The sequence below is a fragment of the Serratia sp. HNCC26DJ206 genome (assembly GCF_057180605.1).
In genome coordinates this window covers 1-25,506 of sequence record NZ_JBXUGP010000044.1, presented here as the reverse complement: position 1 = coordinate 25,506, position 25,506 = coordinate 1, and the positions used below count along the sequence as shown (strand labels likewise).

Annotated in this window: 19 protein-coding genes, 1 other RNA gene and 1 pseudogene; 11 read left to right on the top strand and 10 right to left on the bottom strand. The window is 54.4% G+C overall.

Annotated features, from left to right (window positions below; genetic code table 11):
* The 3 genes from AC2A1E_RS21930 to AC2A1E_RS21920 all read left to right on the top strand — a co-directional run.
* The coding region (locus AC2A1E_RS21930; protein ID WP_484385499.1) for a TolC family protein at positions 1-556 on the top strand (556 nt) is incomplete at its 5' end.
* A gap of 254 nt (positions 557-810) precedes the next feature.
* Positions 811-1,440, top strand: coding sequence for a LuxR C-terminal-related transcriptional regulator (locus AC2A1E_RS21925; RefSeq protein WP_484385498.1), 630 nt, complete (start codon positions 811-813; stop codon positions 1,438-1,440).
* 192 nt (positions 1,441-1,632) lie between these two features.
* A complete protein-coding gene (locus AC2A1E_RS21920; RefSeq protein ID WP_484385497.1) occupies positions 1,633-2,247 on the top strand; it encodes a LuxR C-terminal-related transcriptional regulator in 615 nt (204 codons plus the stop codon).
* A gap of 96 nt (positions 2,248-2,343) precedes the next feature.
* Here the strand turns inward: AC2A1E_RS21920 and AC2A1E_RS21915 are convergent.
* Positions 2,344-4,594, bottom strand: a pseudogene (locus tag AC2A1E_RS21915) (TonB-dependent siderophore receptor).
* A 257-nt stretch (positions 4,595-4,851) separates the two neighbouring features.
* On the opposite strand from AC2A1E_RS21915, the gene fes reads away from it, so the two are divergent.
* The 3 genes from fes to AC2A1E_RS21900 are packed head-to-tail and all read left to right on the top strand — an operon-like array spanning position 4,852 to position 10,383.
* Positions 4,852-6,198 carry an enterochelin esterase gene (fes, locus tag AC2A1E_RS21910; RefSeq protein ID WP_484385496.1) on the top strand — a complete coding sequence of 449 codons (1,347 nt, stop codon included), beginning with the start codon at positions 4,852-4,854 and terminating at the stop codon, positions 6,196-6,198.
* 10 nt (positions 6,199-6,208) lie between these two features.
* Entirely contained in the window at positions 6,209-6,409 is a 201-nt protein-coding gene (locus tag AC2A1E_RS21905; RefSeq protein ID WP_484385495.1) for an MbtH family protein, read from the top strand.
* A 17-nt stretch (positions 6,410-6,426) separates the two neighbouring features.
* The gene (locus tag AC2A1E_RS21900; protein WP_484385494.1) at positions 6,427-10,383 is read left to right on the top strand and encodes an amino acid adenylation domain-containing protein; all 3,957 of its coding nucleotides are present in this window, start codon (positions 6,427-6,429) and stop codon (positions 10,381-10,383) included.
* A gap of 71 nt (positions 10,384-10,454) precedes the next feature.
* On the opposite strand, the gene murP is transcribed toward AC2A1E_RS21900, so the two are convergent.
* The 7 genes from murP to fepD all read right to left on the bottom strand — a co-directional run bounded on the left by murP (position 10,455) and on the right by fepD (position 18,107).
* Positions 10,455-11,909, bottom strand: coding sequence for a PTS N-acetylmuramic acid transporter subunit IIBC (gene murP, locus AC2A1E_RS21895; RefSeq protein WP_484385493.1), 1,455 nt, complete (start codon positions 11,907-11,909; stop codon positions 10,455-10,457).
* Between the two features lie 2 nt (positions 11,910-11,911).
* Positions 11,912-12,820, bottom strand: a complete 909-nt coding sequence (gene murQ / locus AC2A1E_RS21890) for an N-acetylmuramic acid 6-phosphate etherase (RefSeq protein WP_484385492.1) — start codon at positions 12,818-12,820, stop codon at positions 11,912-11,914.
* A 291-nt stretch (positions 12,821-13,111) separates the two neighbouring features.
* Positions 13,112-13,702: a DUF2057 family protein gene (locus AC2A1E_RS21885; RefSeq protein WP_484385491.1), complete on the bottom strand. Its 591-nt coding sequence runs from the start codon at positions 13,700-13,702 to the stop codon at positions 13,112-13,114.
* 136 nt (positions 13,703-13,838) lie between these two features.
* On the bottom strand, positions 13,839-14,915 hold the full coding sequence (locus AC2A1E_RS21880; RefSeq protein ID WP_484385490.1) for a porin: 1,077 nt from the start codon (positions 14,913-14,915) through the stop codon (positions 13,839-13,841).
* Between the two features lie 306 nt (positions 14,916-15,221).
* On the bottom strand, positions 15,222-16,022 hold the full coding sequence (locus AC2A1E_RS21875; protein ID WP_484385489.1) for an ATP-binding cassette domain-containing protein: 801 nt from the start codon (positions 16,020-16,022) through the stop codon (positions 15,222-15,224).
* Positions 16,019-17,044, bottom strand: coding sequence for an iron-enterobactin ABC transporter permease (fepG, locus tag AC2A1E_RS21870; RefSeq protein WP_484385488.1), 1,026 nt, complete (start codon positions 17,042-17,044; stop codon positions 16,019-16,021). Before fepG ends, AC2A1E_RS21875 begins: the two co-directional genes overlap by 4 nt.
* A 1-nt stretch (position 17,045) precedes the next feature.
* Positions 17,046-18,107: a Fe(3+)-siderophore ABC transporter permease gene (gene fepD / locus AC2A1E_RS21865; RefSeq protein WP_484385487.1), complete on the bottom strand. Its 1,062-nt coding sequence runs from the start codon at positions 18,105-18,107 to the stop codon at positions 17,046-17,048.
* A 148-nt stretch (positions 18,108-18,255) separates the two neighbouring features.
* Here fepD and entS point away from each other — a divergent pair, with 148 nt between their 5' ends.
* Positions 18,256-19,524, top strand: coding sequence for an enterobactin transporter EntS (gene entS, locus AC2A1E_RS21860; protein ID WP_484385486.1), 1,269 nt, complete (start codon positions 18,256-18,258; stop codon positions 19,522-19,524).
* Here the strand turns inward: entS and fepB are convergent.
* Positions 19,511-20,473: a Fe2+-enterobactin ABC transporter substrate-binding protein gene (gene fepB, locus AC2A1E_RS21855; protein WP_484385485.1), complete on the bottom strand. Its 963-nt coding sequence runs from the start codon at positions 20,471-20,473 to the stop codon at positions 19,511-19,513. The genes entS and fepB overlap by 14 nt on opposite strands.
* A gap of 195 nt (positions 20,474-20,668) precedes the next feature.
* Between fepB and AC2A1E_RS21850 the strand changes: the two genes are divergently transcribed.
* Genes AC2A1E_RS21850 through dhbA form a run of 4 tightly spaced genes read left to right on the top strand, consistent with a single transcriptional unit; the run spans position 20,669 to position 25,111 of the window.
* Positions 20,669-21,874 carry an isochorismate synthase gene (locus AC2A1E_RS21850; protein ID WP_484385484.1) on the top strand — a complete coding sequence of 402 codons (1,206 nt, stop codon included), beginning with the start codon at positions 20,669-20,671 and terminating at the stop codon, positions 21,872-21,874.
* A gap of 7 nt (positions 21,875-21,881) precedes the next feature.
* Entirely contained in the window at positions 21,882-23,480 is a 1,599-nt protein-coding gene (locus tag AC2A1E_RS21845) for a (2,3-dihydroxybenzoyl)adenylate synthase (RefSeq protein ID WP_484385483.1), read from the top strand.
* 18 nt (positions 23,481-23,498) lie between these two features.
* Positions 23,499-24,353: an isochorismatase family protein gene (locus AC2A1E_RS21840; RefSeq protein WP_484385482.1), complete on the top strand. Its 855-nt coding sequence runs from the start codon at positions 23,499-23,501 to the stop codon at positions 24,351-24,353.
* On the top strand, positions 24,353-25,111 hold the full coding sequence (gene dhbA, locus AC2A1E_RS21835; RefSeq protein WP_484385481.1) for a 2,3-dihydro-2,3-dihydroxybenzoate dehydrogenase: 759 nt from the start codon (positions 24,353-24,355) through the stop codon (positions 25,109-25,111). Before AC2A1E_RS21840 ends, dhbA begins: the two co-directional genes overlap by 1 nt.
* Before the next feature lie 199 nt (positions 25,112-25,310).
* On the opposite strand, the gene AC2A1E_RS21830 is transcribed toward dhbA, so the two are convergent.
* Positions 25,311-25,436, bottom strand: a non-coding RNA gene (locus AC2A1E_RS21830) — RtT sRNA.
* Positions 25,437-25,506 lie beyond the last annotated feature (70 nt).

Sequence of the window (25,506 nt, the reverse complement as noted above, 5' to 3'; positions counted from 1 at the left end):
TTCGTTGACCAAGAACCCGAACCTGCTGAAATTGCAGGCACAGGCCAAGGCTGCGGAGTATGAAGCGGAGAGCATCAAGTCGTCGGGGTTACCGCAGTTGAACTGGGTGGTGTCCAAGAATACGGCCAAAGATATCAATGGTGATGAAACCGGTTGGTATACCGGGCTGAATGTGCAATGGAATGCGTTCAGCGGGGGTTCGCAGACGGCGGCGCAGATGGCGGCGCGTGCTAAAGCCAACGGTGCCCAGCAACAATATGAAGTGGCCTATCGCGATTTGGAATATCAGATCAATAATCTGGTGCAGACGCGTGATTCTTCGTTTATGCGCGCGGATGATTTTGACCGGTTGTCAACAGAAACGGATCGGGTCAGGCAGATGTTTTACGATCAGTGGTACAACCTGGGAACACGCACGCTGCTGGATGTGCTGACGGCAGAGAACGACCACTTTAACAATCAACTGTCAGCAATCAATAATCGTTATGATGGTTATATCTCGAATATTAACGTGATCGCCAGTGCGGCGATGTTGTTGAGCTGGATCGAGAAATAGCGTTAAGCCTTAAGGTTAAGAGCCTACGGAGGTAGGTTCTTAACCTAAATGGGATAAAGGAAAATGACTTCCCCTACAAATTTAAAGTGATGAAGTTAGCACTGTTTGCATGTCATTGAGGTTCAGAGGTAAATATGTGACGAATACATTTTATTTGTCCATGAATACTTTTGCTTTGAAAGTAAATTTTTTTGATTATTTCTGGTGAACTTTACCCTCAAAAATTAGTCCATGATATTATAAGAGAGGATTATATGTATTCCGTATTGGTTATCGATGAATCCCCCACAATATTGGTTGCCATCAAATCACTCTTGATGCAGTCAGATTCATTTAAGAGAGTCTTTGTCTCTGGCAGTAGCAAACAAAGCTTGAATATTGTGAGCGAAAATCACATTGATTTGATTATTACGGATGTAGAACTGCAAGGTGATGACTGTTTTTTACTGTTGAAGAAAATAAAAAGAGAGTTTCCGCAGGTCAAATCCCTTTTTTTTTCTTCTAAAAATGAATCTATCTATTCGCTACGGGCGCTTGAGGCCAAGGCTAATGGATTCATCAGTAAAGGGAAGGATGTTGAAGAGATACTCTTTGCCGTACAACACGTATTGAAAGGATACCTTTTTTTTTCCGCAGAGGTCCTCAGTAACGTGTCGGATATGGCCGCTTTGAGTAAAAGCACCCAGCCTAAACGTTCGTTGACCGCCCGAGAGATTAGTGTGCTGAGGTATTTGGTAAAGGGTTTTAAAAATAAGGAGATAGCGGAGAATCTTTTTATCAGTGAAAAAACGGTGAGTACTTATAAAACCCGAATTATGACAAAGCTTGGTGTGAGGTCTGTCATCGAAATGGCAAACTATGTGGAAAGAAATGACCTGCTGTAAATAATGAATTAGGTTTTGTGCTGAGTTAATGTTTTGATTGGAATGATTAGCATATCTATATTTTAATGTGCTTATTTTACGCTTGAAAGTTGTGGGTTTTCCTACAATCCTTTTCATGCTTTCTTATGTTATCTACGGTTGCTATTAACTAATATATGTAGGATAACCGATAAAATTATCAACGGAATTGATATGAAAACGACATCGAATGGAGCAGTTAACATCTTGATTGTAACTCAATGCTCATTTACCCGCCTTGCGCTGAGTGTGGTCCTGGCAGATATGCACTTATCGTCTGGAAAAAAAATCAACGTGGCTTCTGGTGATTTTTTTGAGCGCAATAATCTTGAGATGGATTTTATTATCTGTGCTGACGATCTCTTTAATGAGATTAGCTTGCAAAGTATTTTGAAAATTAAAGCAGCATTAGGCTGTGCCAGCTTTTCAAGCAAAATGATTTTTTTAGCCTCTAAACCTCATTTTGCTCTCGGTTACTTTATCTCAGGTTTGTGCAGAAAAGAGGGATATTGTGCTTCGATCGATAAAACGGTAGTGAGTCTTGCATCGGATTTAAGACGTATTCTTAGTTTCAAGGATATTTTTGGTGAACTACCGTCATGCACATTGATTCTGACGCCTAGAGAAAGGGAGATTATTATCGGGCTGATTAAACAGCGGAAACCGGCCTATTTATCCAAAAAATACGCTGTCAATCAAAAAACCATCAGTGCTCACAAAGTGAATGCGCTGCGTAAGCTGAATGTCGATCATCTAAACAGTATCGTCAGCTTGAACGCGCTGACGTGAAAAATGACGTGGCTGGTTGTTTGAGCTTGCCCCTTCACCATCAGGGAAGGAGCTCTGTCATCTATTCCTCGTTATTGTTTTATCCAGCATGGCCAATCAGAAGCGGGTATTCACACTCATAAAATAGGTACGGCCTGGTTCGTTATAGGTGGCTGCACCTGCGCCATACATATAGGCTTCGGTGACGCTATTTCCTGTAGTCTGCGCATTACCGGCACGGAACTGGCGTTTATCCAGTAGGTTATCGATACCCGTAGTGACGCTGATATTTTTGGTAAACGCATAGGTGCCGCTTAGGCCAAAGAGGGCGTAAGGGCTGACTTCGCGCTTCTCACTGCCGCTAACCGTCTCACCCTTATAATTGTATTTTTTCGGCTTCTGACGGCCATACCAGGTCATGGTGGTCTGCATCGATAGATCCTGCGTGGCTTGCCAACTCAGCGTCGAGTTGATAGTGAACTCAGGAATAATCGACAGGGTATCCCCGGTAGTTTTATTCTTGTTCTCAATCATATAGGTCGCATTGTTATTCCAGGCGATGGTGTCGCTGACGGGCACATTCAGCGTCCCTTCCAGACCTTGGATCACCGCTTTGGGCACGTTCTCCCAGCGGTAAATATCAGTCTTGCCGTTGGTGGTGGTACCGGATGGTGCATAACCTGCTTCGATCTTGTTGCGATAGTCGTTACGGAAATAGGTAACGCCTGCCAGCCAACCTTCATGGTGGAATTCCAGCCCAACCTCTTTGTTGACGCTGTTCTCTGCCTTCAGATCGTCATTACCGATCAGATAACAGGCTCCGGCGCTGGCCGCACAACCTTGGCCGCGGCTGTACAGAATGTAGTTACCGTTATTCTGGAACAGGTTAGGGGCTTTGTAGGCGCGAGCGATGCCCATTTTCAGGGTAAAGTTATCGCCCAGTTCCTGTGACAGGTTGAGCGATGGGCTCCAGTTATCACCGGCTTCAGAGTGATGATCGAAGCGCAAACCCGGCGTCAGCATAGTGCTGTCAGTTACTTCGGCATTGTTTTCGGCAAACAGCGAGAAGATCTTGGCCGAAGAGTAGGGATCGCGGTTAGTGCTATCCACCCCAGGAATGTTGCCGCCTTCTGCCAGCGATTGGCTGGTAGAAGACGGATCTTTCATCTTTTGCTGGTTCCATTCGCCACCCAGAGTGGCGGTTTGCGGTACCCCCATCTCGAACGGAATGCTGATTTCGCTGTGCGCCAGGAAATCGTCCAGACGGGTGGTGTTGAAGCTGTCGCTGGAGAAGATCCCTTCGGTGCCGCCAGCCAACCCTTCGGCCAAGCGGGTATTACGCGTGCGCTCAAATTGCAGGTAGTTGGTGGTGCTGACTCCGTTGTCCCAGGCACCGCGATAATTGAGTGCATAGGTGGTGCGGTAAATACGGTTGGTTTCTTTGCCGTAGTTGCTCTGGACCAGCGCGTTGCTATTGGTGTTCTGGGTATCCCCGGCGTACAGGTTACCCTGGCGGCCATAAGCGTACTGGAATTCCAGTGATTGCAGGTGCGCGAACTCCCAGTGCAGCAGGGCATCGATGTTTTTGTCAATCACCCCCTCACGGCCGGCAGGCAGGGTATTGGCGTAGCTACCGGTACGCTCGGACTGGTGCCCTTGGTTGATATCCCAGGCATCGGCCTGGGTTTTGCTGTAACCCCCAAACAGCCGGAAGCTCAGTTGCTCGCTCAGCGGGCCAGACAGGCTGAAGTTGGTACGTTTGGTGGCACCCTCTTCCTTGTGCTGCGGCAGGTTGAAATAACCGCTCAGCGTGCCGTGCAGATCCTTGCTGGCCTGTTTGGTGATGATATTAACCACGCCACCCGCCGCGCCGTTGCCATAACGGGCGGCTGCCGGGCCGCGCAGCACTTCAATGCGCTCGATCATCTCCGGCGGCACCCAGGCGGTATCGCCACGGGTGTCACGCTCGCCACGCCAGCCTTGGCGCACCGAGTTGCGGCTGCTGACCGGCATACCATCGATCAGGATCAGCGTGTTTTCCGGCCCCATACCGCGGATATCGATCTGGCGGTTGTTGCCGCGCTGGCCGCTGGTAGAGTTACCGGTCAGGTTGACCCCCGGCATGGTGCGGATCAGCTCACTGATGTCACGGGCTGGAGGGCGTCTTTTGATCTCTTCGGCGGTGATGGTGGAGACGCCGGGAGCCTGAAGGTTTTGTTTGGCAGCGGTGACCACCCATGGTGTCTTCCGCAGCGGTTTCTGCTTGGTTTTCTTCCGGTTGTGCATTCACAGCAGCGGAAAATAAAGACGTGCCTAAACCTAACCCGATGAGTGTGGCTAAAGAGTAACGTGATAACGTGCGATTCATGTGAGGTTCCTACCTGGCTACCCTTTTTGCAGCGTGGCTGAAGGGTCGGTTGTAGTTTTATTGTGTTGCCAAAAGTCATAACGGAACCCAACGGCGGATTTCCGTTCAATGGCTTGGCATCCATCCCTGTTGAAGAATGCCTGCTCTGCTAACTGACCGTTACACACTATTGCAAATGAAAATAATTATCAATAGTATTCAGATTACCGTTTGTTTTGGCATGGTGCGCTGTGCCAGCTACACAGTGAGTGGGTGTTTTGAAAACTGAACAACTGCCAGAAAGCAGTAGGTTATTAGCGAGCAAGCATGCAGGGAGCCACGGTTGGTGGCTGGACATTGCCCGGCGCGGAACACCGTTGGTAGAGCCACTGGATAATGGCCGCTGGAAAGTGACGTTTCTCTGGCGCGATCCTCAAGGATGCGAGTTTACCTCGGGCTACCGGCGCGTCTGGCTCCATATTAATTGCCTCACCGATCATCATCAGCCAGCGGCACCGCAAAGCCTGCAACGGCTCAGTGGTTCGGACGTCTGGTACTGGCAGTTGGAGCTGAATGCCAACTGGCGCGGCAGCTACTGCTTTATTCCCTGTATGGACGATCGCCCGCTCCCGCTTCACAGCAGTGATGCCCATGCCAACATGCATAGCGTTCGCCACTGGTGGCAGCAGGTGTTTGCCAATGCCACACAGGATCTGCTTAACCCTTATCGCGCCTGGCCCGATGCCGAGGGGCACTTTCTCTCTGGTCTGCATATGCCGCAGGCACCGCTTCAGCCAGCCTGGCGCGATTTTGACCGCTACGCCGTTGCCAGCGGGCGCTGCACGCCTGCGCCCCCCGCCAAGCTGCAACGGCATACCTGGCACAGTCAGCGGTTAGGAACGGAGCGCTACGTCTGGGTCTATTCCACCGGGGAAAGCAACCCTGCGAACCGGCCACTGGCCATTTTGCTGGACGGCCAGTTCTGGGCGCAGCAAATGCCGGTTTGGGATCCGCTGATGCAATTGACCCGCGCAGGCAAACTGCCGGAAGCGGTATACCTGCTGATTGATGTTATTGACCAAAAACACCGCGCACAGGAACTGACCTGCAACGATGAATTCTGGCTGGCGGTACAGCAAGAGCTGCTGCCGCAGTTGAATGATTGGGCGCCGCACAGCGCGGAGGCCGCCAGCACGGTAGTTGCCGGGCAAAGCTTTGGCGGCCTGTCGTCGCTGTATGCAGGGCTACGCTGGCCCGATCGTTTTGGTGCGGTGATCAGCCAGTCCGGCTCTTTCTGGTGGCCGCGCCGCGATATGTTGCAGTTGCCAACGCAGCCTGATGACGCCTGTTGGCTGATGCGCCAACTGGAAGCACAGCGGTTGGGCATGCATGGAAAATTGCAGGTGTTTATCGAGGCAGGAGTGCATGAAAAACTGATCCACCAGGTGAGCGATCGCATGGCCGATCTGCTGCGCGCTGCCGGGCATCGGGTGCAATACCGGGTGGTGGAAGGCGGGCATGACGCGCTGTGCTGGCGTGGTGGCCTGCTGGATGGCTTACAGGCGCACTGGGCTACGTCCGTCGTCTTTCAGGCTGCCGCGTTTGCCAACCCCCTTCACGCCTAAGGAACTCGTTATGGAAACCCTGAACCCGTTTGATGATGACCATCAGCGTTGTCGTATTTTGTGCAACGACCAACGGCAATACAGCCTGTGGCCGGATTTCTGCGCGATCCCGGCGGGCTGGGCCAGCGTTTTTGGCCCGGATACCCGTGGGCAATGCGTTAGCTGGCTGGAACAACATTGGCAAGATCACAGCGTAAGGCGTGATGAGTGATAACAGGAGTGAGTGCTGTGTCAGAGACCTCTATTTTACCCAGCGAGCAGCAGGTGGTTGTTGAACTGCCGTTGGTGGCCGCGCAGCCCGGGATTTGGGTTGCCGATCACATTTCACCGCACGGCAATGCCTATGCGGTGGCTCATTACATTGAGCTGAATGGTCCGCTGGATCAAGGTTGCCTGTTGCAGGCGATCGCCCAGGGATTAACGGAAGTTGATACCTTGCGGCTGCGCTTTGCCGAGCGCGATGGCGTGCCGATGCAGTGGTACGACAGCACGTTGCCGATTGCACCTGCCGAATGGCTGGACTTGCGCGAAGCGGCGGATGCCGATGCGGCGGCCAATGCACTGATGCAGATCGATCTGGCTGCTGAACTGCGGCTGAGCAGCGGCAAACCGCTGTATCGCCATATTTTGCTGCAATTGTCCGATGATCGCTTCTTTTGGTATCAGCGTTATCATCACTTAGTGGTCGATGGTTTTAGCTTTACCGCCATTGCGCGCCGCATTGCCCATATTTATACCCGCCTGTGCCAGCATCAGTTGCCTGAACCCACGCCTTTTACGCCGTTTAGCGACGTGGTGGCGGAATATCAGCAGTATCAGCAATCGCCGGGCTATCGGCGTGATGCGGATTTCTGGCTGAACAAGGCACGCCAACTGCCGGTGCCTGCCACCCTTTGCCCGCAGCCGTTGGCCGGGCAAGCATCTTCTACCCGCATTCACCGGTTGGCACAAGTTTGCGCCGCAGAGGATTTTGCCCCCTTGGTGGCCGCGGGCCAGCAGCAACAGCTTAGCGCTGCGGATATGGCGATGGCACTGGCTGCGCTGTGGGTGGCGCGCCTGAGCGGCCAACCCAGCTTCAGCGCCGGGTTTATCTTTATGCGCCGCATGGGTTCGGCTGCGCTATGCGCCACCGGGCCGGTGATCAACGTGTTGCCGATAGAAATGCAGGTTGCTCCCGAGGCAACGTTGGCTGAATTGGCGGCACACATCAGCCGTGAGCTTAAAGTTGCCCGTCGCCATCAGCGTTATGATGCCGAACAGGTGCAGCGGGATTTAGGGCGCGTGGGCGATGCGCAGCCGCTGTACGGCACGGTTTTCAACTTCAAGATGTTTGATTACCAGCTCAATTTTAACGGCATTGCGGGCATGACCCACGATCTGGCTTCCGGGCCGGTACGTGACTTGGAAATTGCGCTGTTTATCGATGAAGCGGGCACGTTGAAAATTGAGCTGTTAGCCAACGCGGAGCGTTATCAGCCGGAGGAGTTGAAGCAACATTTGCAGCGCATCCCGTTATTGCTGCGCCAGTTTGCGGCACAGCCTGAATTGCCGATCGGTGCTGCCGACATGCTGAGCGAGCAAGATCACGCCTTGTTGGCGCGGGTGAACGACACCGCCTACCCGGTTGCACCGGGAACCCTCAGTGGTTTGCTGACTGAGCAGGCGGATAGAACACCGAACGCTCCGGCGCTGGCCGATAGCCGATACCAGTTCAATTACCGCGAAACCCGCGAACAGGTTAGCGCCTTGGCTCAACGCTTGGTAGCACAGGGCGTACAGCCGGGGGATATAGTGGCGGTGGCACTGCCGCGTTCAGTATTCCTGTCGCTGGCGCTGATGGCGATTGTCGAAGCCGGAGCCGCCTATCTCCCTTTGGACACCGGCTACCCAGATGAGCGCCTCGGCATGATGCTGGAAGATGCCACGCCGCGCCTGATTATTACCGATGCTTCTCAGCAACTGCGCTTTGCCGGGCAGGGGGAAGTGCTGCTGTACGATGCGCCGTTGGCAGCCTCGGCGGCCCCCGTTGAGATCCAAGGCCCAATGCCGCATCATCCGGCCTATATCATCTTTACCTCGGGCTCCACCGGGCGGCCAAAAGGCGTGTTGGTAGGGCATCAGGCGATCGTCAACCGGCTGTTGTGGATGCAGCATCAGTATCCGCTGGCGGCAAGCGATGTGGTGCTGCAAAAAACGCCGTGCAGCTTTGACGTCTCGGTGTGGGAATTCTTCTGGCCACTGATGGTCGGTGCGCAGTTGGTGATGGCACCGCCGGAAGCGCATCGCGATCCGCAACAGCTGTTGGCGCTGATCGCACGCCACAGGGTGACGACGATGCACTTTGTGCCGTCGATGCTGGCGGCTTTTGTCGGCGCGTTAGATAGCGAAAGGGCGATCGCCGATTGCCAGCCGCTGCGGCAGGTGTTCTGTAGCGGCGAGGCTTTGCCTGCCGAGCTGTGCCGCCTGTGGCAAAGCCGCACGGCGGTGCCGCTGCACAATCTCTATGGCCCGACGGAGGCGGCGGTGGACGTCACCTGGCATCCGGCCTGGGGTGAATCGCTGGCGGCGGTGAGCGGTGCCAATGTGCCGATCGGCCTGCCGGTGTGGAATACCGGGTTGCGTATTCTGGATGCGCGCCTGCGGCCGGTGCCACCGGGTGTGGCGGGCGATCTTTATCTCACCGGCGTGCAATTAGCGCAGGGGTATCTGGCAAGGCCAGATCTGACCGCCAGCCGTTTTGTTGCCGATCCGCAGGGCAACGGTGGGCGCATGTATCGCACCGGGGATGTGGCCCGTTGGTTAGCCGACGGAAGCGTGGAGTATCTGGGGCGTAGCGACGATCAACTGAAAATCCGTGGTCAGCGTATTGAGCTGAGCGAAATCGATCACGCCTTATTATCACTGCCGGGGGTTAGCCAGGCGGTTACTCATGCGCTGGTGCTGGAAAACAGCGTTGCCGATACTATGGGGGGGGATGCCCGGCAATTGGTGGGTTATTTGGTGGCGCAACCTGACGTGGTTTTGGATACCGCGAGCCTACGTGCCGCATTGGCCGAACGTTTACCGCCCCATATGGTGCCGGTCGCCTTGATGGAAATAGCTGAGCTACCGCTGAGCGCCAACGGCAAGCTCGATCGCAAAGCGTTGCCACAGCCGCAAACCGCCGCCAGAAAAACCGGGCGCGCGGTTGAACCGGGGTTGGAAACCGCCATTGCGACGGTGTTTGCCCGCCTGTTGCAGCGGGAACAGGTGTTTGCCGATGATGATTTCTTCGCCCTAGGCGGGCATTCGCTGTTGGCGATGCGGCTCGCTGCCGAGTTGCGGCGCGATTTGGGTAAAGCGGTCTCGGTGGGGCAGGTGATGGTCGCTTCAAGAGTGGAGCAGCTGGCCGAGTTGCTGGCGGAAGATCGCACGCAGGAAGAAGCCGATCGCTATGGCTTCGACAGCGTATTACCGCTGCGCATTACCGATGGGCCGACGCTGTTCTGCCTGCATCCGGCCTCCGGCTTCTCCTGGCAGTTCAGCGTGTTGCCGCGCTATATCGATCAGCACTGGTCGCTGGTGGGGATCCAATCCCCACGGCCAGATGGCCCGCTGGCGCTGGGTGAAAATATGGATCAGGTGTGTGACGCGCATCTGGCCACGGTGCTACAGGTGCAGCCGCACGGCCCGTACCACTTTATCGGTTATTCGCTGGGAGGCACCTTGGCGCAGGGCATTGCCGCCCGCTTGCAGGCACGCGGTGAACAGGTGGCGTTCCTGGGGTTGCTGGATACCTATCCGCCGGAAACCCAGAACTGGGACGTGATGCTGGACGATAACGTGCTGAAAGAAGTGCAGCGTGAACGGGAACAGTTTCTGGCGGTGTCGGAAGAGGCGTTGGGGGCCACACAGGGGGCGATGTTCGATCATATCGAAGCCAACTATGCGGATTCTGTACGGCTGTTATCACATACTCGTACCGCCCGTTTCCACGGCCAGGCGACGCTGTTTGTGGCGAAACGCACCTTGCAGGCTGGCATGAACGTGCAGCAAACCTGGGCGGAATATGTTGAGGCGTTGCAGGTGCATGAGCTGGATTGCGCGCATGTAGATATCGTCTCACCGGCGTCGTTCAAGGTGCTGGGGCCGTTGCTGAATCGGCTGTTGCGGGCGCTTTCTACCCAAAATAATTCGCGCATCTGACATTCATCGGCAGGCAGTGTGGCTTGAAAAAGCTGGCGAACAGAAAGGGGGAAGTGTTCGCCAGCCAGCCGTTAGGCTAAATCTACATTCTTGCTGCCAAAGAACCAGGTAACGATGAAACCGGAGACATAAGAAATGACCACTCCTACGGCATAAACCGCCATACCCGCGTAAATCCCTTGGGCTGAGGTCATCAACGGCAATGAAACTAATCCTGAAGGCCCAAATACCGTATTAAGCCCGATCGGTAAACCTAGCCAAGCGACCAGCCCGATAAAGAACCCACCACAGGCACCGCCGATACAGGCAGTGATAAATGGTTTGACCCGTGGCAGAGTTACCGCATAAATCAAGGGTTCACCAACGCCTAGCAACCCTGGAATAATCGCTCCTTTGACCTGAGTACGCGTCAATGAATTCTTTTTAGCGCGGAAGTAGAGCGCCAATGCGGCCCCCACCTGCCCACCGCCCGCCATGGCAAGGATTGGAAACAGAGAGTTAAAGCCTTGGGTTTCGATCAGCGCGAAATAGACGGGAATAAATCCTTGGTGAATACCAAATACGACCGAAATCAGGAATAATCCAGCCAAGATCGCTGAACCGAACGGATTACCGTTCAAGTGCATAAACAGCCAAGACATCCCTTTAAACAGCTCACCGCCCAGTGGCATGATGATGGTGAAAGTTAGAGCACCGGTGATCAACAGGGTGAATGTCGAGGTTAAAATCATGTCCAGATTATCAGGGATGATTTTACGGATTTGCCGCTCGAACCACGCGCCAAGAATAGAGGCGATCAATACACCAATAATATTTCCGCGCGGATCGATAGGAAGACCAAAGAAATTATCGATGCCGGAAAAATAGCCTACCGTGGCCTGTGGGTTATAATTCAGCACGAATAATGCGGCAATAATAGCGCCATTGACGCCGGTCCCCCCAAAGGCTTTCTGTGCATTGTAACCAATTAAAATCGGCAGAAAGGTAAACATACCTTTGCCGAAAATTTTCATATAGCCGACAATATGCAGCAGGGTGACATTTTTTTCAGTGGCATTGGCGAGAAAGCTTTGTTCCAACAGCGTCGCGAAGCCGAGTAACATCCCAGCCGCAATAAAGCCCGGGATTAACGGAGTGAAAATGGTGGCAAATTTTGCAAGAAACTGATGGATCACACTGGTTTGCTTGGCCTTCATCTTACTCTTGTTGTTATTGGCTATGTCGCCAAGATCGTTAGAGGTTGATGTAGCCGCAGGTGTGGCATTATTCGCCGAACCCAACAGGGTATTCATCATTTCTGCTGCAGTTTGCGCTTTACCCGGGCCTAAAATAATCTGCAACTGGTCATCACTGTTGATAACCCCTAAAACACCCGGTATGGCTTTTAATTGTACCTGATCAATATGCTGATTATCATTCAACGTCAGGCGCAAGCGGGTCATACAATGCCCACAGACTTTGACGTTATCTTTATTTCCAACCAGACTTAAAATATCTGCGATGGTTTTTTCTGTAATTTTTGCCATGACTATTTCCCTTGCTCGCTCAGTACCTGGCGAATAAATCCATTGTTTTGTTTGAGAGCCGTATGAGCTTGATCTGCTGTCAGTTGTGCCAGGATCATGACAATTGCGGTTTTACAATGCCCGCCTGATTCTTGTAATGCCTGGGCGGCAGTATCGTGGTCACAGTGGCTGGCTTGCATGACAATATTAATCTGACGCTGTACCAGCTTTAGATTGGTGGCTTCGACGTCAACCATCAGGTTGCCATACACTTTCCCTGTACGGATCATGGATCCCGTGGTCAGCATATTCAGCACTAACTTTTGCGCGGTTCCTGCCTTCATACGTGATGACCCAGTGACCACCTCCGGCCCGACGATGGGGGTAATGGCGATATCTGCCACACGAGCCATTTCACTCTCTGCGTTGCAGGTCAAGGCAATGGTTTTGGCCTGTAATGACTTGGCGTATTCTAATGCCGCTATGGTATAAGGAGTGCGCCCGCTGGCCGCAATACCGACTAACACATCATTGGCGTTAAAACCGATATTTTTAAGATCTTCTTGCCCCAGAGTTTGACTGTCTTCTGCATTTTCCACCGCATGCAGAATGGCCTCATGACCGCCCGCAATCAGAGCGACAACCTGCTCCGGCGGAGTACCATACGTAGGGGGGCATTCGCTGGCATCCAGAATGCCAAGGCGCCCTGAGGTGCCTGCGCCACAATAAATCAGGCGGCCACCTTGTTGAAAGGCAGCAACAATGCAATCAACAGACTGTGCGATCGCCGGTAAAACAGCCTCTACGGCAAGAGCCACTTTCTTATCTTCATCATTGAGTACTTTCAGCATGTCTACGGTAGAAAGCTGGTCAATATTCTCACTGACGTGATTACGGCTTTCTGTCGTAAGTTCGGATAGATTAATTTTCATTACAACCTCAAGGGAAAAATCTATATCTTAAATAATTCAAGTTGCAGGAGAGCTGGTACACCTGCAACTTGATGTCTAACAGTAATATCCCCTTCATCCTTCAAGTTGCTTGGGTGTTGGCTGCACTCATTCACCTTGGTCACATAGTCGGCTATGCTCCCAGGGATTCATTCGCTTGCCGCGTTACTCGGCCCAAGTCTGGGCCGAGCCCCTTTGGGGCCAGCCCAAGTGCTGTTCAAAAACGCGTTGCGTTTTTGTCAAGCAACTCGAATTATTTTGGGTATAAAGGAATTAAAGACCGATTGCCCAGCGTAAGAACTCCTTCTTTTGCTCATCATTCATCTGCAAATAAAGTTTTTGCAGGGTGCTGAGAGGTGGCGTCTTATCCTCTGCCTTGTCTTGTGTTTTCACTTTAGCGACAGGTTGTTGAATGGTTGCCGGTAATAATTTGGCGTAATCCGTTCCGAACCTATTATATGCCGGTGAAACAGGTTGAGTATGGAAAGGGATGGACTTCCCCTGCGAGTCCGTCAGGTAAAACGTTGGCGACTTAGCTATTGCCTGAGTTTCATTCGCATTGAGCGGTATTTCTGTTTTTAAATTAATATGACTATTAGGGGGTACGGTAAAGGTTAATATCTGAGCGTTCGAAATGACACGCCCTTGGCTTTCATTCATTGAGCCAGGATCGTTAGGGGCATCAAAACGCACAATTAACGTCTGTTCACCGTCGGGTAATGTAACAGAATTACTGAAAGCATTTATTTGTGCTGATTGTGCAGCCAGAATATTAACGTTGTCACCAAAGTTAAGCGTGACAGCCGCATGGCTGTTCATCATAGTCCCTAACAGTAATAAAGATATAAACGTAATTCTCATCATGATCCCACCTTTCGATCTTTTATAATATAAGCAGCGAGTGCGAACGAGTTTATTGAGCACGCTGTTTTTAAGTCAGCAACGCTGATAAACGAGGAAAGTTAATGCACAGGCAACTTGAAATATGACGGTTATAACGTCAGAATTCGTAACGCAGACCTAGGTGATAGAAACTATCTTCGGCTGAACTGCCACCAAATGAAACCTTACGGCCTGTGTCCACGTTTGCGCCATTCTGTCCATTACGCAAAATATAGGCGCTGTAAATGGAACTGCGCGGAGTGAGTTTATATTGCACTTCAAACGTGGTATCACGCAGAGTTAATTCGTCACCGCCAGTATTATTCAGATAGCGATAGCCAGTACGTAATACCCAATCATTAGTCACGTTATAAACGGCGGTGAATTCCCAGTCTTTATCCTTACTGTCTGCTCTGCCATTGCTGTAACTTACGGAATCTGAAGAGTACAGCAGGCCTAACATGACTGGGCCCAGATAATAGCGGCTACCAATACCACCGTAGGTGAAAGTATCAGCCCCATTGGTACGATTACCCAAATTTTGTGCTGCACGGGTTTTCTGGAAGGCGATAACTGGCACGAGTTTACCCGCGGTTCCCATATCGAACGTATAGCGTGTGGCGGCATTGTAGCCATAGTCCAGATCTGATGTACCGTTACCAATAATGTACGCGGTAGAAACGTCAAGGTTACCGATATTATTCTGATACTGAACGGTGCCGTCTTGGCGGAACACCTGCACTGCGGTTGGATCAATAAAGCGAGCCTGGCGGCCTGTCGCGACATCTGAACTGGCGAAAACGTCACCGATGTCGGTAAACATAATCAGGCCGGAAGAGACTCGACCACCGGTAATTTTACCGTACTGCGCAAAGTCAAGACCGGCCCAGACGTAACGAGCTGTCAGGCTATCGTTATTACCCTCGACATTATTAGCATATTCGGCGGCGTTCACCTGATATTGTGCCAAGCCAATAATTGCAACCTGATCATTGACAACCTGACGACCAATAAACCCCAAACGCCCGTCAAAGTCACCTTGTGTGCTACCGGTTTTCTTGTCTGAGATATTGAATCCAAAGCGACCATAAAGCTCAACGTTCGAGCCATTGTCTTCCTTATAGATCACTGCAGCGTGAGCAGTCCCACTAGCAATAATGGATGCCAGTACTGTTTTTAATATGATTTTTCTCATGTTCAACCCGTTGGTATTTTAAAAGTGATGTAATGCTGTTCTTTAGCGAGGGGGATAATGTATTCTGATATTAAAATTTAAAAGGAATTTTTTATTCTTTTGTGGGTATTGAGATCTGCGTCAAGAAATTTTAAAAATAGGCTGGTGATGCGGGGCAAGCGGCAGCGACGCAGTAAGCAACGGTCTGGCTTACTATCGTGCCGATCGCAGAGTTGATGGTAAGATTCGGTTCCTAATCAGGAAGTGTTTTATTTTCATAACGCTAGCCAAAAACACGAACGGCTTTGACACTGTGGAGCCGGTGAGCTATTTCCCCAACGGCACCACCAGCGGTGTATGCGACACCGGATCGTCGATGATCATACACTTCAGCCCATACACCTGTTCGATCAACTCAGGCGTCACGATATCTCTCGGCGCGCCTTCAGCCACCACTTTACCTTCGCGCATGGCGATTAGATGAGTGGCATAACGGCAGGCGTGGTTCAGATCGTGCAGTACCACCACCAGGGTATAACCATTTACCCGATTCAACTGGCGCAGCAGTTCCAGCAGATCAATCTGATGAGTGATGTCCAGCCAGGTGGTGGGTTCATCCAGCAGCAGCAGCGGGGTTTGCTGTGCCAAGACCATCGCTATCCACACCCGCTGACGCTGCCCGCCGGATAAGGTATCCACCGGTTGCTCTGCCAATTGCGCTACGCCGGTAGAATGCATGGCCTGTTCAACCGCCTGCTGATCCTCTTCCCGCCAGCGGCTGAACAGGCGCTGATGCGGGTAGCGGCCACGTGCCACCAGATCGAACACCGTAATATCGCCGGGGGCGATCGAACTCTGCGGCAGCAATCCAAGCTGGCGAGCAACGTCTTTGGTGGCGTAATCGCGGATCTGCTGGCCGTTGAGCCACACCGAACCGGCCTGTGGCTGCATCAGGCGGCTGAGCGTTTTTAACAGCGTAGATTTACCACAGGCGTTCGGGCCGATAATCACCGTCAGTTCGCCGTGCGGAATGGAGACGGACAGATCGCGCGCGACGATTTTTTTGTCGTAGCTCAGCGTCAGGTTTTCGGCGCGCAGCGGCGCAGTTAACAGGTTTTCAGCATTCATTTTTTTCGCGACTCGCGGATTAATAACCAGATCAGATAAATACCCCCCAGGCTGACGGTCAAAACGCCGACCGGTAACTGGTAGGGCATAAACAGGCGTTGGGCGGCGACATCTGCGGCCAGCAGCAGCAACGCGCCAGTTAAGGCCGTCAGCAGCAGCACGTTCTGGTTGGCGCACAGGCGGCGGGCGATCTGCGGTGCCACTAGGGCAATAAACGAGATCGGGCCAGCCACGGCGGTGGCTGCGGCCGTGAGCAGCACCCCGGCCAGGAACAGCAGCAGGCGCGAACGCTCGACCGCCACCCCTAGCGCGCAGGCAGTATCATCGCCCATTTCCAGCAGCCGCATGCGCCGGGCCAGCGCGGCCAGCAGCATCACCGCCAGCAGGATCACCAGCACGGCAGGCAGGCTTTTTGCCCAAGAGATGCCGTTGAGCGAACCCGCGCTCCACAAACCGGCGGTCATCGCCGATTCCAGCGACGCGCTGACGATCATCCAGGTGTTTAGGGCAAACAGCAGAGCGCGTACCGCAATACCGACAATAATCAGGCGGAAAGCCTCCACGCCGTTGCGCCAGGCCAACAGGTAAATCAGCCCGGCGGTGAGCAAGCCCCCGGCCAGTGCGCCAGAGGTGATACCAAGAATGCCGCCGTTAAACAGCACGATCACCACCAGTACGCCGCTGTAGGCGCCGGTATTGAAGCCGATCACGTCCGGGCTGCCGAGCGGGTTGCGCAGCAACGACTGAAAGATGGCACCGCTGAGGCCAAGGGCTGCTCCCAGCAGCAGCGCCAGAGCGACGCGCGGCAAGCGCCATTGGGTGACGATAACGGCCAAATTAGCCGGGCCTTCGCCGCGCAGGGCGTCGATCACTTGCATGGCACTGAGCTTGAGCGTGCCGGAACCGAGGGCATAAACCGCCAGCGCCAGGCAGGCGAACAGCAAGAGCAAGGCCGTTGCCAGCGGGCGCGCCAGCCGCAGTGGTTTTTTGGCGAGAGTTTGGTGAGAAACCATTAGGCTCATCTTATCCTCCTCGCCGGAACATGCGGCGCTGGCGTACCAGCATAATCAGCACCGGCGCGCCGATCAGCGACAGCACGATAGAAACCTGCAACTCGCCCGATACCAGAAAGCGGCCAAGCAGATCGGCTGTCAGCAGCAGAATTGGCGTTAACACCAGAGTCCAGGGCAGCATCCAGCTCAACTCCGGCCCCGAGAGCCGTCGGGCAATATGCGGCATCATCAACCCGACAAAGGCGATCGGGCCAACGGCGGCGGTCGCGCCACCGCACAGCAAGGTAATCGCCAGCAGGCCGAGTAACTGGGTGCGCACAATGCCGGTGCCAAGTGCAGCAGCCAGTTCGCTGCCCATGCTTAGGCTATTCAGCGCTTTGGTCAGCCACAGGGTAATTAACGTTCCCAACAGGATCGGCAGGGCGACGGTGCGCACCACCGCCATGCTTTGAATATCAAGCGAACCGGCCTGCCAGAAACGCAGTTGATCGAACACCTGCGGATTAAGCAGGGCAATGCCGGAAGACAATCCTTCCAACACCGCCGCCAGCGCTACCCCGGCCAGCGTCAGGCGAATTGGGCTGAGGCGGCTGCCACCGAGCGCACCGACCAGCGCCACCAATAATGAGGCAAAAAAGGCACCCGCAAAGGCGAACCACAGATAGTGGCTGATATCGGTCGCACCGAAAAAGGTGATCCCTAAAACCACGGCGAAACCAGCCCCGGAGTTAACCCCCAGAATGCCGGGATCGGCCAGCGGGTTGCGTGTAAGGGTTTGCATCAGCGCTCCGGCCAGCCCAAGGGCAATACCGGCCAATACACCGATCAGCGTTCGCGGTAGCCGGGCTTCGGTCACGATGATGCAGTCTGCACCGGCACATTGCCCGTTCAGCGCTTCAAGCACGTTGGTAAAAGGGATGGATTTAGCCCCCAGTGACAGGCTGAGCATCATCATTAACAGCAAAACAGCAATGGCACACAGTAGCCCAAGCAGGCGCGGCCAGAATGAGCGCGATAAGCCCAGGAATGGGGTGGATAAAGGAGGAGAGCAATTAGGTGTAAGCCGGAACATGACAGCCCATTATCAATTGAATATAAATGATACTTATTATCATTATTGATTGTATTCATCTATGGTAGCATAGCAGCCTGAGCAGCACTAGCGCTGTTCCTGGTGAGTTTTAAGCTGCATAACGGAGTTCGGTTGTGGTGATAACAAGATGAATAAACCCTCTATTTTGCTCGATTTTGGCCTGCTGAAAACCAATGCGGCCTTTCGTGCGGTATTTTGCGCCCGTTTTATTTCGATTCTGGCACTCGGCCTGATGGCGATTGCTATCCCGGTACAAATCCAGGCGTTGACCGGTTCCACCTTGTTGGTCGGGCTTGCGGTGACGCTGGCGGGCAGCGGAATGTTTGCCGGTTTGCTGATGGGCGGGGTGCTGGCCGATCGCTATGAGCGCCGCCGCCTGATCCTGTTTGCCCGTTCTACCTGCGGCGTCGGTTTTGTCGGGCTGTGCCTGAATGCGGCGTTGCCTGCGCCTTCTCTGACCGCGATCTATCTGCTGGCAGTGTGGGACGGTTTCTTTGGTGCCGTTGGCGTTACCGCATTACTGGCCGCCACGCCGGCGCTGGTGGGGCGTGAGAATATTGTGCAGGCCGGGGCCATCAGCATGCTGACCGTGCGTTTTGGTTCGATCCTTTCACCGGCCATTGGCGGTGCGGTGATCGCCAGCGTTGGTGTGGCATGGAACTACGGCCTGGCGGCGTTGGGCACGATGCTGACTCTGATCCCTTTATTGCGCTTACCGCAGTTGCAACCGCCGCCGCAGCCGCGTGAGCATCCGCTGCGCGCCTTGATCGGCGGCTTTAGCTTTCTGTTGCAGAATAAAGTGATTGGCATGGTGGCGCTGATCGGCGCGCTGATGACCATGGCCAGCGCGGTGCGGGTGTTGTACCCGGCGATCTCCGGCATGTGGAATGTGAGCATCGCGCACCTGGGCTTTATGTATGCCGCCGTGCCGCTGGGGGCGACGATCGGTGCTTTCACCAGTGGGCGAGTGGCACAGGTTGCCCGGCCAGGGTGGGTGATGCTGCTGACGGCAATTGCCGCATTCGCTGCCATCGGGCTGTTTGGCCTGATGCCGTGGTATGGCATGGCGCTGCTGTGCCTGGTGGCCTTTGGTTATTTCAGCGCGCTGAACTCGCTGTTGCAGTATGGGCTGATTCAGAACCTGACGCCGGATGCGTTTCTTGGCCGCATCAACGGGCTGTGGACCGCACAGAACGTGGTCGGCGATGCGCTCGGTGCGTTGCTGCTGGGGGCGATGGGGGCATTTATGCTGCCAGCCATGACCTCAAGCAGTTTCGGTTTTGGTGCCGTGCTGCTGGCGGTAGTACTGGCGTTCGCCATGCGTGGTTTGCGCCAGGTAGGCAGTGGCGGGCAGAGCCATGTGCTACAACCCGCCGCTGAAGCTACTGAGAAATAAATAGCTGCTCAAGACGCGTCAGCAGGTTGCTGGCGCTGTAATAATCCAGACGGAAAGTGTCGTTGCCCAGCGCATAAACCCGTTGGTTTTCTACCGCGGGCAGATGCGCCAGAAAGTTGTTGTTCATCAGCCGCTGCACGTCAGTTTCGTCATTGGCAAACAGCAGCAGGGTCTGGCCATTCAGGCCCTGCGCCAGATTTTCCCCGCCTAATTGAATAATGTCTTTGCGCGCCCCCTGACTAGTGCTGGCGTTGAGCTTTGGCGGCAACGTCGCCAGGGTAAAGCCTAACTGTTGCAGCAGTTGCCCTTGAGAGGAATCGGCGGTCCACAGGTTGGCATTTTTGCCGTCGCTGCGTAATACCAGTGCCGACGTGGGCTGCGGGGGCAGCGTCATCCGTTGCTTCAGCGCCTTTTCTCGTGCTGCATACTCACCGACGACTTTCTCCGCCTGCGCTTCATGTCCGGTAGCTTGGCCGAGAATGAGTGCCAGTTCCTGCCAGCTCTTGTCGTCGTAATTCACCACCAGTACCGGTGCGATAGCCGATAACTGCTCGTACAGGCGCAGCGCGGAATCGGCGCCGGTGGCGGACATCACAATCAGGTCGGGGGCCTCACCGGCTATCGCTTCGGCATTGGGTTCGCCGATGTATAAGCGCTTCACACCGCGCTGGGCGGCGATCTCACCCCATTGATGGAAAAAACCCTGCTTATCTGACAGCCGGTTGTTCGGGCTGGTGGCTCCACTGGCGATCACCGGGGCGTCGATGGCTAACAGAGTGCCGGTGACGGTGACGCTGGTGGAGACAATCCGTACCGGTGGCTGATTGAGGGTAATCACTCCGTGTGGGGTGGTGATACTGCGTGGCCATTCGGCAGTAGCTGCCGCCTGAGCTACGCCCAGCGCCAACATGGCAAACAGCGCCAGCCCGAGCCGTAAGGTATTTATCATTTTCGGTAATCTCCTGTTGAATGCTAATGGCCATCAATTCAATGAATGAGTATTGAAAATTAATATCTAAAACTGATGAAAATAAGTGTTTGCATTTATTGACATGACAAATGCTGAAAGGTACTTTATCGCAATCAAATACAAATGATAATCATTATTATGTTGATTGTTATTAACGATGAAAAGGGAGTACCGATGGTGTTAGCAGTTAAGGGGGTCGAACAAGAGGATCTGCAGAGCAGGAGTTGTGCGCTACAGCCAGTCACGGTTTCCCCAACCTCAGGTTTCTTTTTTACTTCTCCTTATCGTAGCCTGAGCACGCAAGGGTACTTTGCCAAAATTACGCAGCCTGCCGCCGATGGCGACAATCTGCAAGGCACCTTCCAGCGGGTGGTACAGCAGGCGTTTGCCCAAGCCCAGCAGGCAGGAATACCAAACCCGGTGCTGTGCGGCGCTATTCCTTTCGATACCCGTCAACCGTCGGCGTTATTTATCCCCCAGCAAACCCAATGGTTTGAACGTGAAGCCTTTATGGCAGACGTGAAACCCACGGCTGCCGCATTGCCCACCATCACCCGCCAAACCGAGTTGCCAGAGCAGGCGCAGTTTATGCAGATGGTGGCCGATGCAGTGCAGGCAACCGGCGGTGAACAACTGGAAAAAGTGGTGCTTTCTCGCTTGCTGGAGATTGAAACCAGTAAACGGATAGATCCGCAGGCGCTGATGATGCGCATCATTGCCCAGAATCCGCAGGGTTTCCATTTCCATGTCCCGCTCGAAGAGGGGGCGTTGGTGGGTGCCAGCCCGGAACTGCTGCTGCGCAAGTACGGCAATCAGTTCTATTCCAATCCGCTGGCCGGATCGGCACGGCGTGAAAGCGATCCTCAGCGCGATCGTCAAGTTAGTGAGCAATTGCTGACATCGGCTAAAGATCGCTATGAACACCAGATTGTCACCGCAGATATGCGTCAGGTCTTGCGTGGCCGCTGCCGCCATCTGCATATTCCCGCTTCCCCGGAGCTGCTGAGCACCACAACGCTGTGGCATCTTTCGACGCCGATCGACGGCGAAGTGGCCGAGCGGGCAGAGAACGCGCTGTCGCTGGCCTGCCTGTTGCACCCGACGCCTGCACTCTGCGGCACACCAACGCTGGCTGCGCGCGAGTTGATCGCACAGCTGGAGCCTTTTGAGCGTGGCCTATTTGGCGGCATCGTCGGCTGGTGCGACGCCGAAGGCAACGGTGAGTGGGTGGTTACTATCCGCTGCGGTACGGTCAACGCCAATCAGGTGCGCCTGTTTGCCGGTGCGGGCATTGTGCCGGACTCATCTCCACAGGCTGAATGGCATGAAACCGGCACCAAACTCAGCACCATGCTGCGTGCCTTTGGCCTTCAAGGATAAACATCTTATGAGTATTGCTTTTACCCCCTGGCCCGAGGATTTCGCACGCCGTTACCGTGAGCGTGGCTATTGGATCGATAAGCCGCTGACCGAGATCTTGGCCCGGCAGGCAGACAATGACGCCATTGCCCTGATTGACCCGCAACGCAGCCTGAGTTACCGCGAACTGGAGCAGCTTTCCGATCGCCTGGCCGCTGCACTGCTGCGCCGGGGATTGCAAGCGGGCGATACCGCGCTGGTGCAGCTTGGCAACGTGGTGGAATTTTACGTGGTGTTCTTTGCCCTGCTGAAGATCGGTGTGGTGCCGGTGAATGCGTTGTTCAGCCATCAGCGCAGCGAACTGAATGCCTATGCCAGCCAGATCAAGCCCGCTTTGTTGATTGCCGATCGCCAACATAGCCTGTTCGCGCAGGACGATTTTTTGACGGCGTTCAGAGAACAGTATCCCTCGCTGCGGGTAGTGGGGTTACGCAGTCAATCTGCTGGAGAGCATGCTTTAGCCGCTTGGCTGGAGGAGGATTGCGGTTCCTTTACACCGGCTCCGACGGCTGCCGATCGGGTCGCGTTTTTCCAGCTTTCCGGTGGCAGCACCGGCACGCCGAAGCTGATCCCACGGACCCATAACGACTACTACTACAGCATTCGCCGCAGCGTAGAGATCTGCCGTTTCGACAGCGCCACTCGTTATCTGTGCGCACTGCCGGTGGCACACAATTACCCGATGAGTTCGCCGGGAGTTTTAGGCGTGTTCTATGCTGCCGGGCAGGTGGTGTTTGCCGCCGATCCGGCAGCGGCGCAGTGCTTCAAGCTTATTGAACAGCATCAGATTACCGTTACCGCGCTGGTGCCGCCCGCCGTCACTCTGTGGCTACAGGCGATCGACGAGTGGGGCAGCAATCATCAATTGGCTAGCCTGCAACTGTTGCAGGTGGGTGGTGCCAAGTTGGGGGAAACCCTGGCGGCACGTATTCGCAGCGAGATCGGTTGCCAACTGCAACAGGTGTTTGGCATGGCCGAAGGGTTGGTGAACTACACCCTGCTTGATGACGATGACCAACACATTTTCGCCACCCAAGGCACGCCAATGTGCCCGGACGATGAACTGTGGGTGGCGGATGAACAAGGTAATCCATTACCGGTGGGGGAAACCGGTCGCCTGATGACGCGCGGCCCCTATACCTTCCGGGGTTATTACCAGAGCCCAGAGCATAACGCCGAAGCCTTTGACGATAACGGTTTTTACTGTTCGGGCGATTTGATCAGCCTGACAGCGGACGGTTACGTGCAGGTTCAAGGGCGGCAGAAAGACCAGATTAACCGCGGCGGTGAAAAGATTGCCGCCGAAGAGATTGAAAACCTGTTGCTGCGCCATGCGGAAGTGATCAATGCCGCGCTGGTTTCGATGCCGGATACGCTGATGGGAGAGAAAAGCTGCGCCTTTATTGTGGCGCACCACGCCGTGAAACCGGTGGTTCTGCGCCGTCATCTGCGCGAGCAGGGTGTTGCAGAGTTCAAATTACCCGATCGCTTTATTCAGGTGGAATCGCTGCCGTTAACTCCGGTCGGCAAGGTGGATAAAAAACATCTGCGTCAACATTTGACCTAGGCTCAGGGAGAATAAGCTATGGCCATTCCTAAACTTAACGACTATACGCTGCCAACGCAGAGTGAATTGCCAACCAACAAGGTGAACTGGGCCTTTGAGCCGCAGCGCGCCGCATTGTTGATTCACGATATGCAGCAGTATTTCCTCAATTTTTGGGGAGAAGACAGTCCGCTGATCAAGCAGGTGGTAGAGAACATCACCAAGCTGCGCCGCTACTGTAAAGAGCAGGGCATACCGGTGTTCTATACCGCGCAGCCTAATCAGCAGAGCCATGAAGAGCGGGCACTGTTGAACGATATGTGGGGGCCGGGGCTGAATAAGCACCCGGAACAGCAGGCGGTGGTCAGCGCGCTGGCACCGGATGCCGACGATACCGTGCTGGTGAAATGGCGTTACAGTGCGTTTCACCGCTCACCGTTGCAGGAGATTTTGCAGGAAAGCGGGCGCGATCAGCTGATTATCTGCGGTGTCTATGCGCATATCGGCTGTATGACTACCGCCATCGACGCTTTTATGCGTGATATCAAGCCGTTTATGGTGGCCGATGGTTTGGCGGATTTCTCACAAGATGAACACCTGATGGCGCTGCGTTATACCGCTGGGCGCTGTGGCCGCGTGGTGATGACCGCCGATCTGCTGCCGGGTACGATCAGTATTGATGCCCTGCGCCAGCAAATTATTCCATTGCTTGATGAAGACAGCGAAGACATCGGCAATGATGAAAACCTGATTGATTACGGCCTGGATTCGGTACGCATCATGGAACTGGCAACCCGTTGGCGTAAGATCCGTGAAGATATCGATTTTATCGCGCTGGCAAAATCCCCCACCATCGACAGCTGGTGGGCGCTGCTTTCCGAGGGGAAATCCTGATGAATCATGGGCACGATTTTACCGGCAAGCGGGTTTGGGTGACCGGTGCCGGGGCAGGGATTGGCTATCAAACTGCGTTGGCGTTTGTGCAGTGCGGTGCTGAGGTGGTTGGCTTCGACTTGCGCTTTGATGAACAGGATTATCCGTTCCGCACCGAAGTGCTGGATATCGCCGACGGTGAGGCGGTCGATCGCGTTTGCCAGCGGTTGCTGGCGCAACAGCCTGAGTTGGATGTGCTGGTAAATGGCGCCGGGATCTTGCGCATGGGGCTGGCCGACGAAACCAGCAGCGCCGACTGGTTGGCCTGCATGGCGGTAAATGCGGGGGGAGCATTCAATATGTTCCGCCAGACGTTGCCGGTCTTCCGCCGCCAACAGCGTGGGGCGATCGTCAGCGTGGCCTCTAATGCGGCGCATGTGCCGCGCGTTGGTATGGCTGCCTACTGCGCCTCCAAAGCGGCTTTGCGCAGCCTGTGCCAGACGGTGGGGCTAGAGATGGCCCCTCATGGCGTACGCTGTAATCTGGTTTCCCCGGGATCCACCAATACGCCAATGCAGCGCGGCATGTGGCTGGATGAAAGCGGTGAGCGCAAGACGATTAATGGCTTCCCCGAGCAGTTCAAGCTGGGGATCCCGCTGGGGAAAATCGCTAAACCGCAAGAGATTGCCGATGCGATCCTGTTCTTGGCTTCTGAACGTGCCAGTCATATTACGATGCAGGATCTGGTGATTGACGGCGGGGCGACGCTGGCGGCTTGATGGTTGGCTGATATCATATATTAGGGCTTTTTGGTTTTTCAGACGGCTGATGAAGTTCGCTATTAGGGAGAGCGTGCCGATGGGGTCGTAGCGGCGTAAGCCGCCGGAGCGCCCCTCGGTGCGCTAGGCCCGGGTATCTCGGACTAAAAGGCTACTTTGTCATTATTGGGTATTTAGGCGGGAGATTTCTGTGGGCACTGTGGAGTTCGTGCAGGATTGACTCGGCCTTCGGCCTCGCCCTGCGGGCAACGCTGCGCGTTGTCGTCTCGCTTCGCTCGGCTCGAACCTGAACGCAGGTTCTCATCCAACACGACCTCGGGGGATTCTGTTATATCGGGTGTTTGGGAAGTTGATGGTGGAATATATACGAAAAAAGCGCCTAAAGGCGCTTTTTT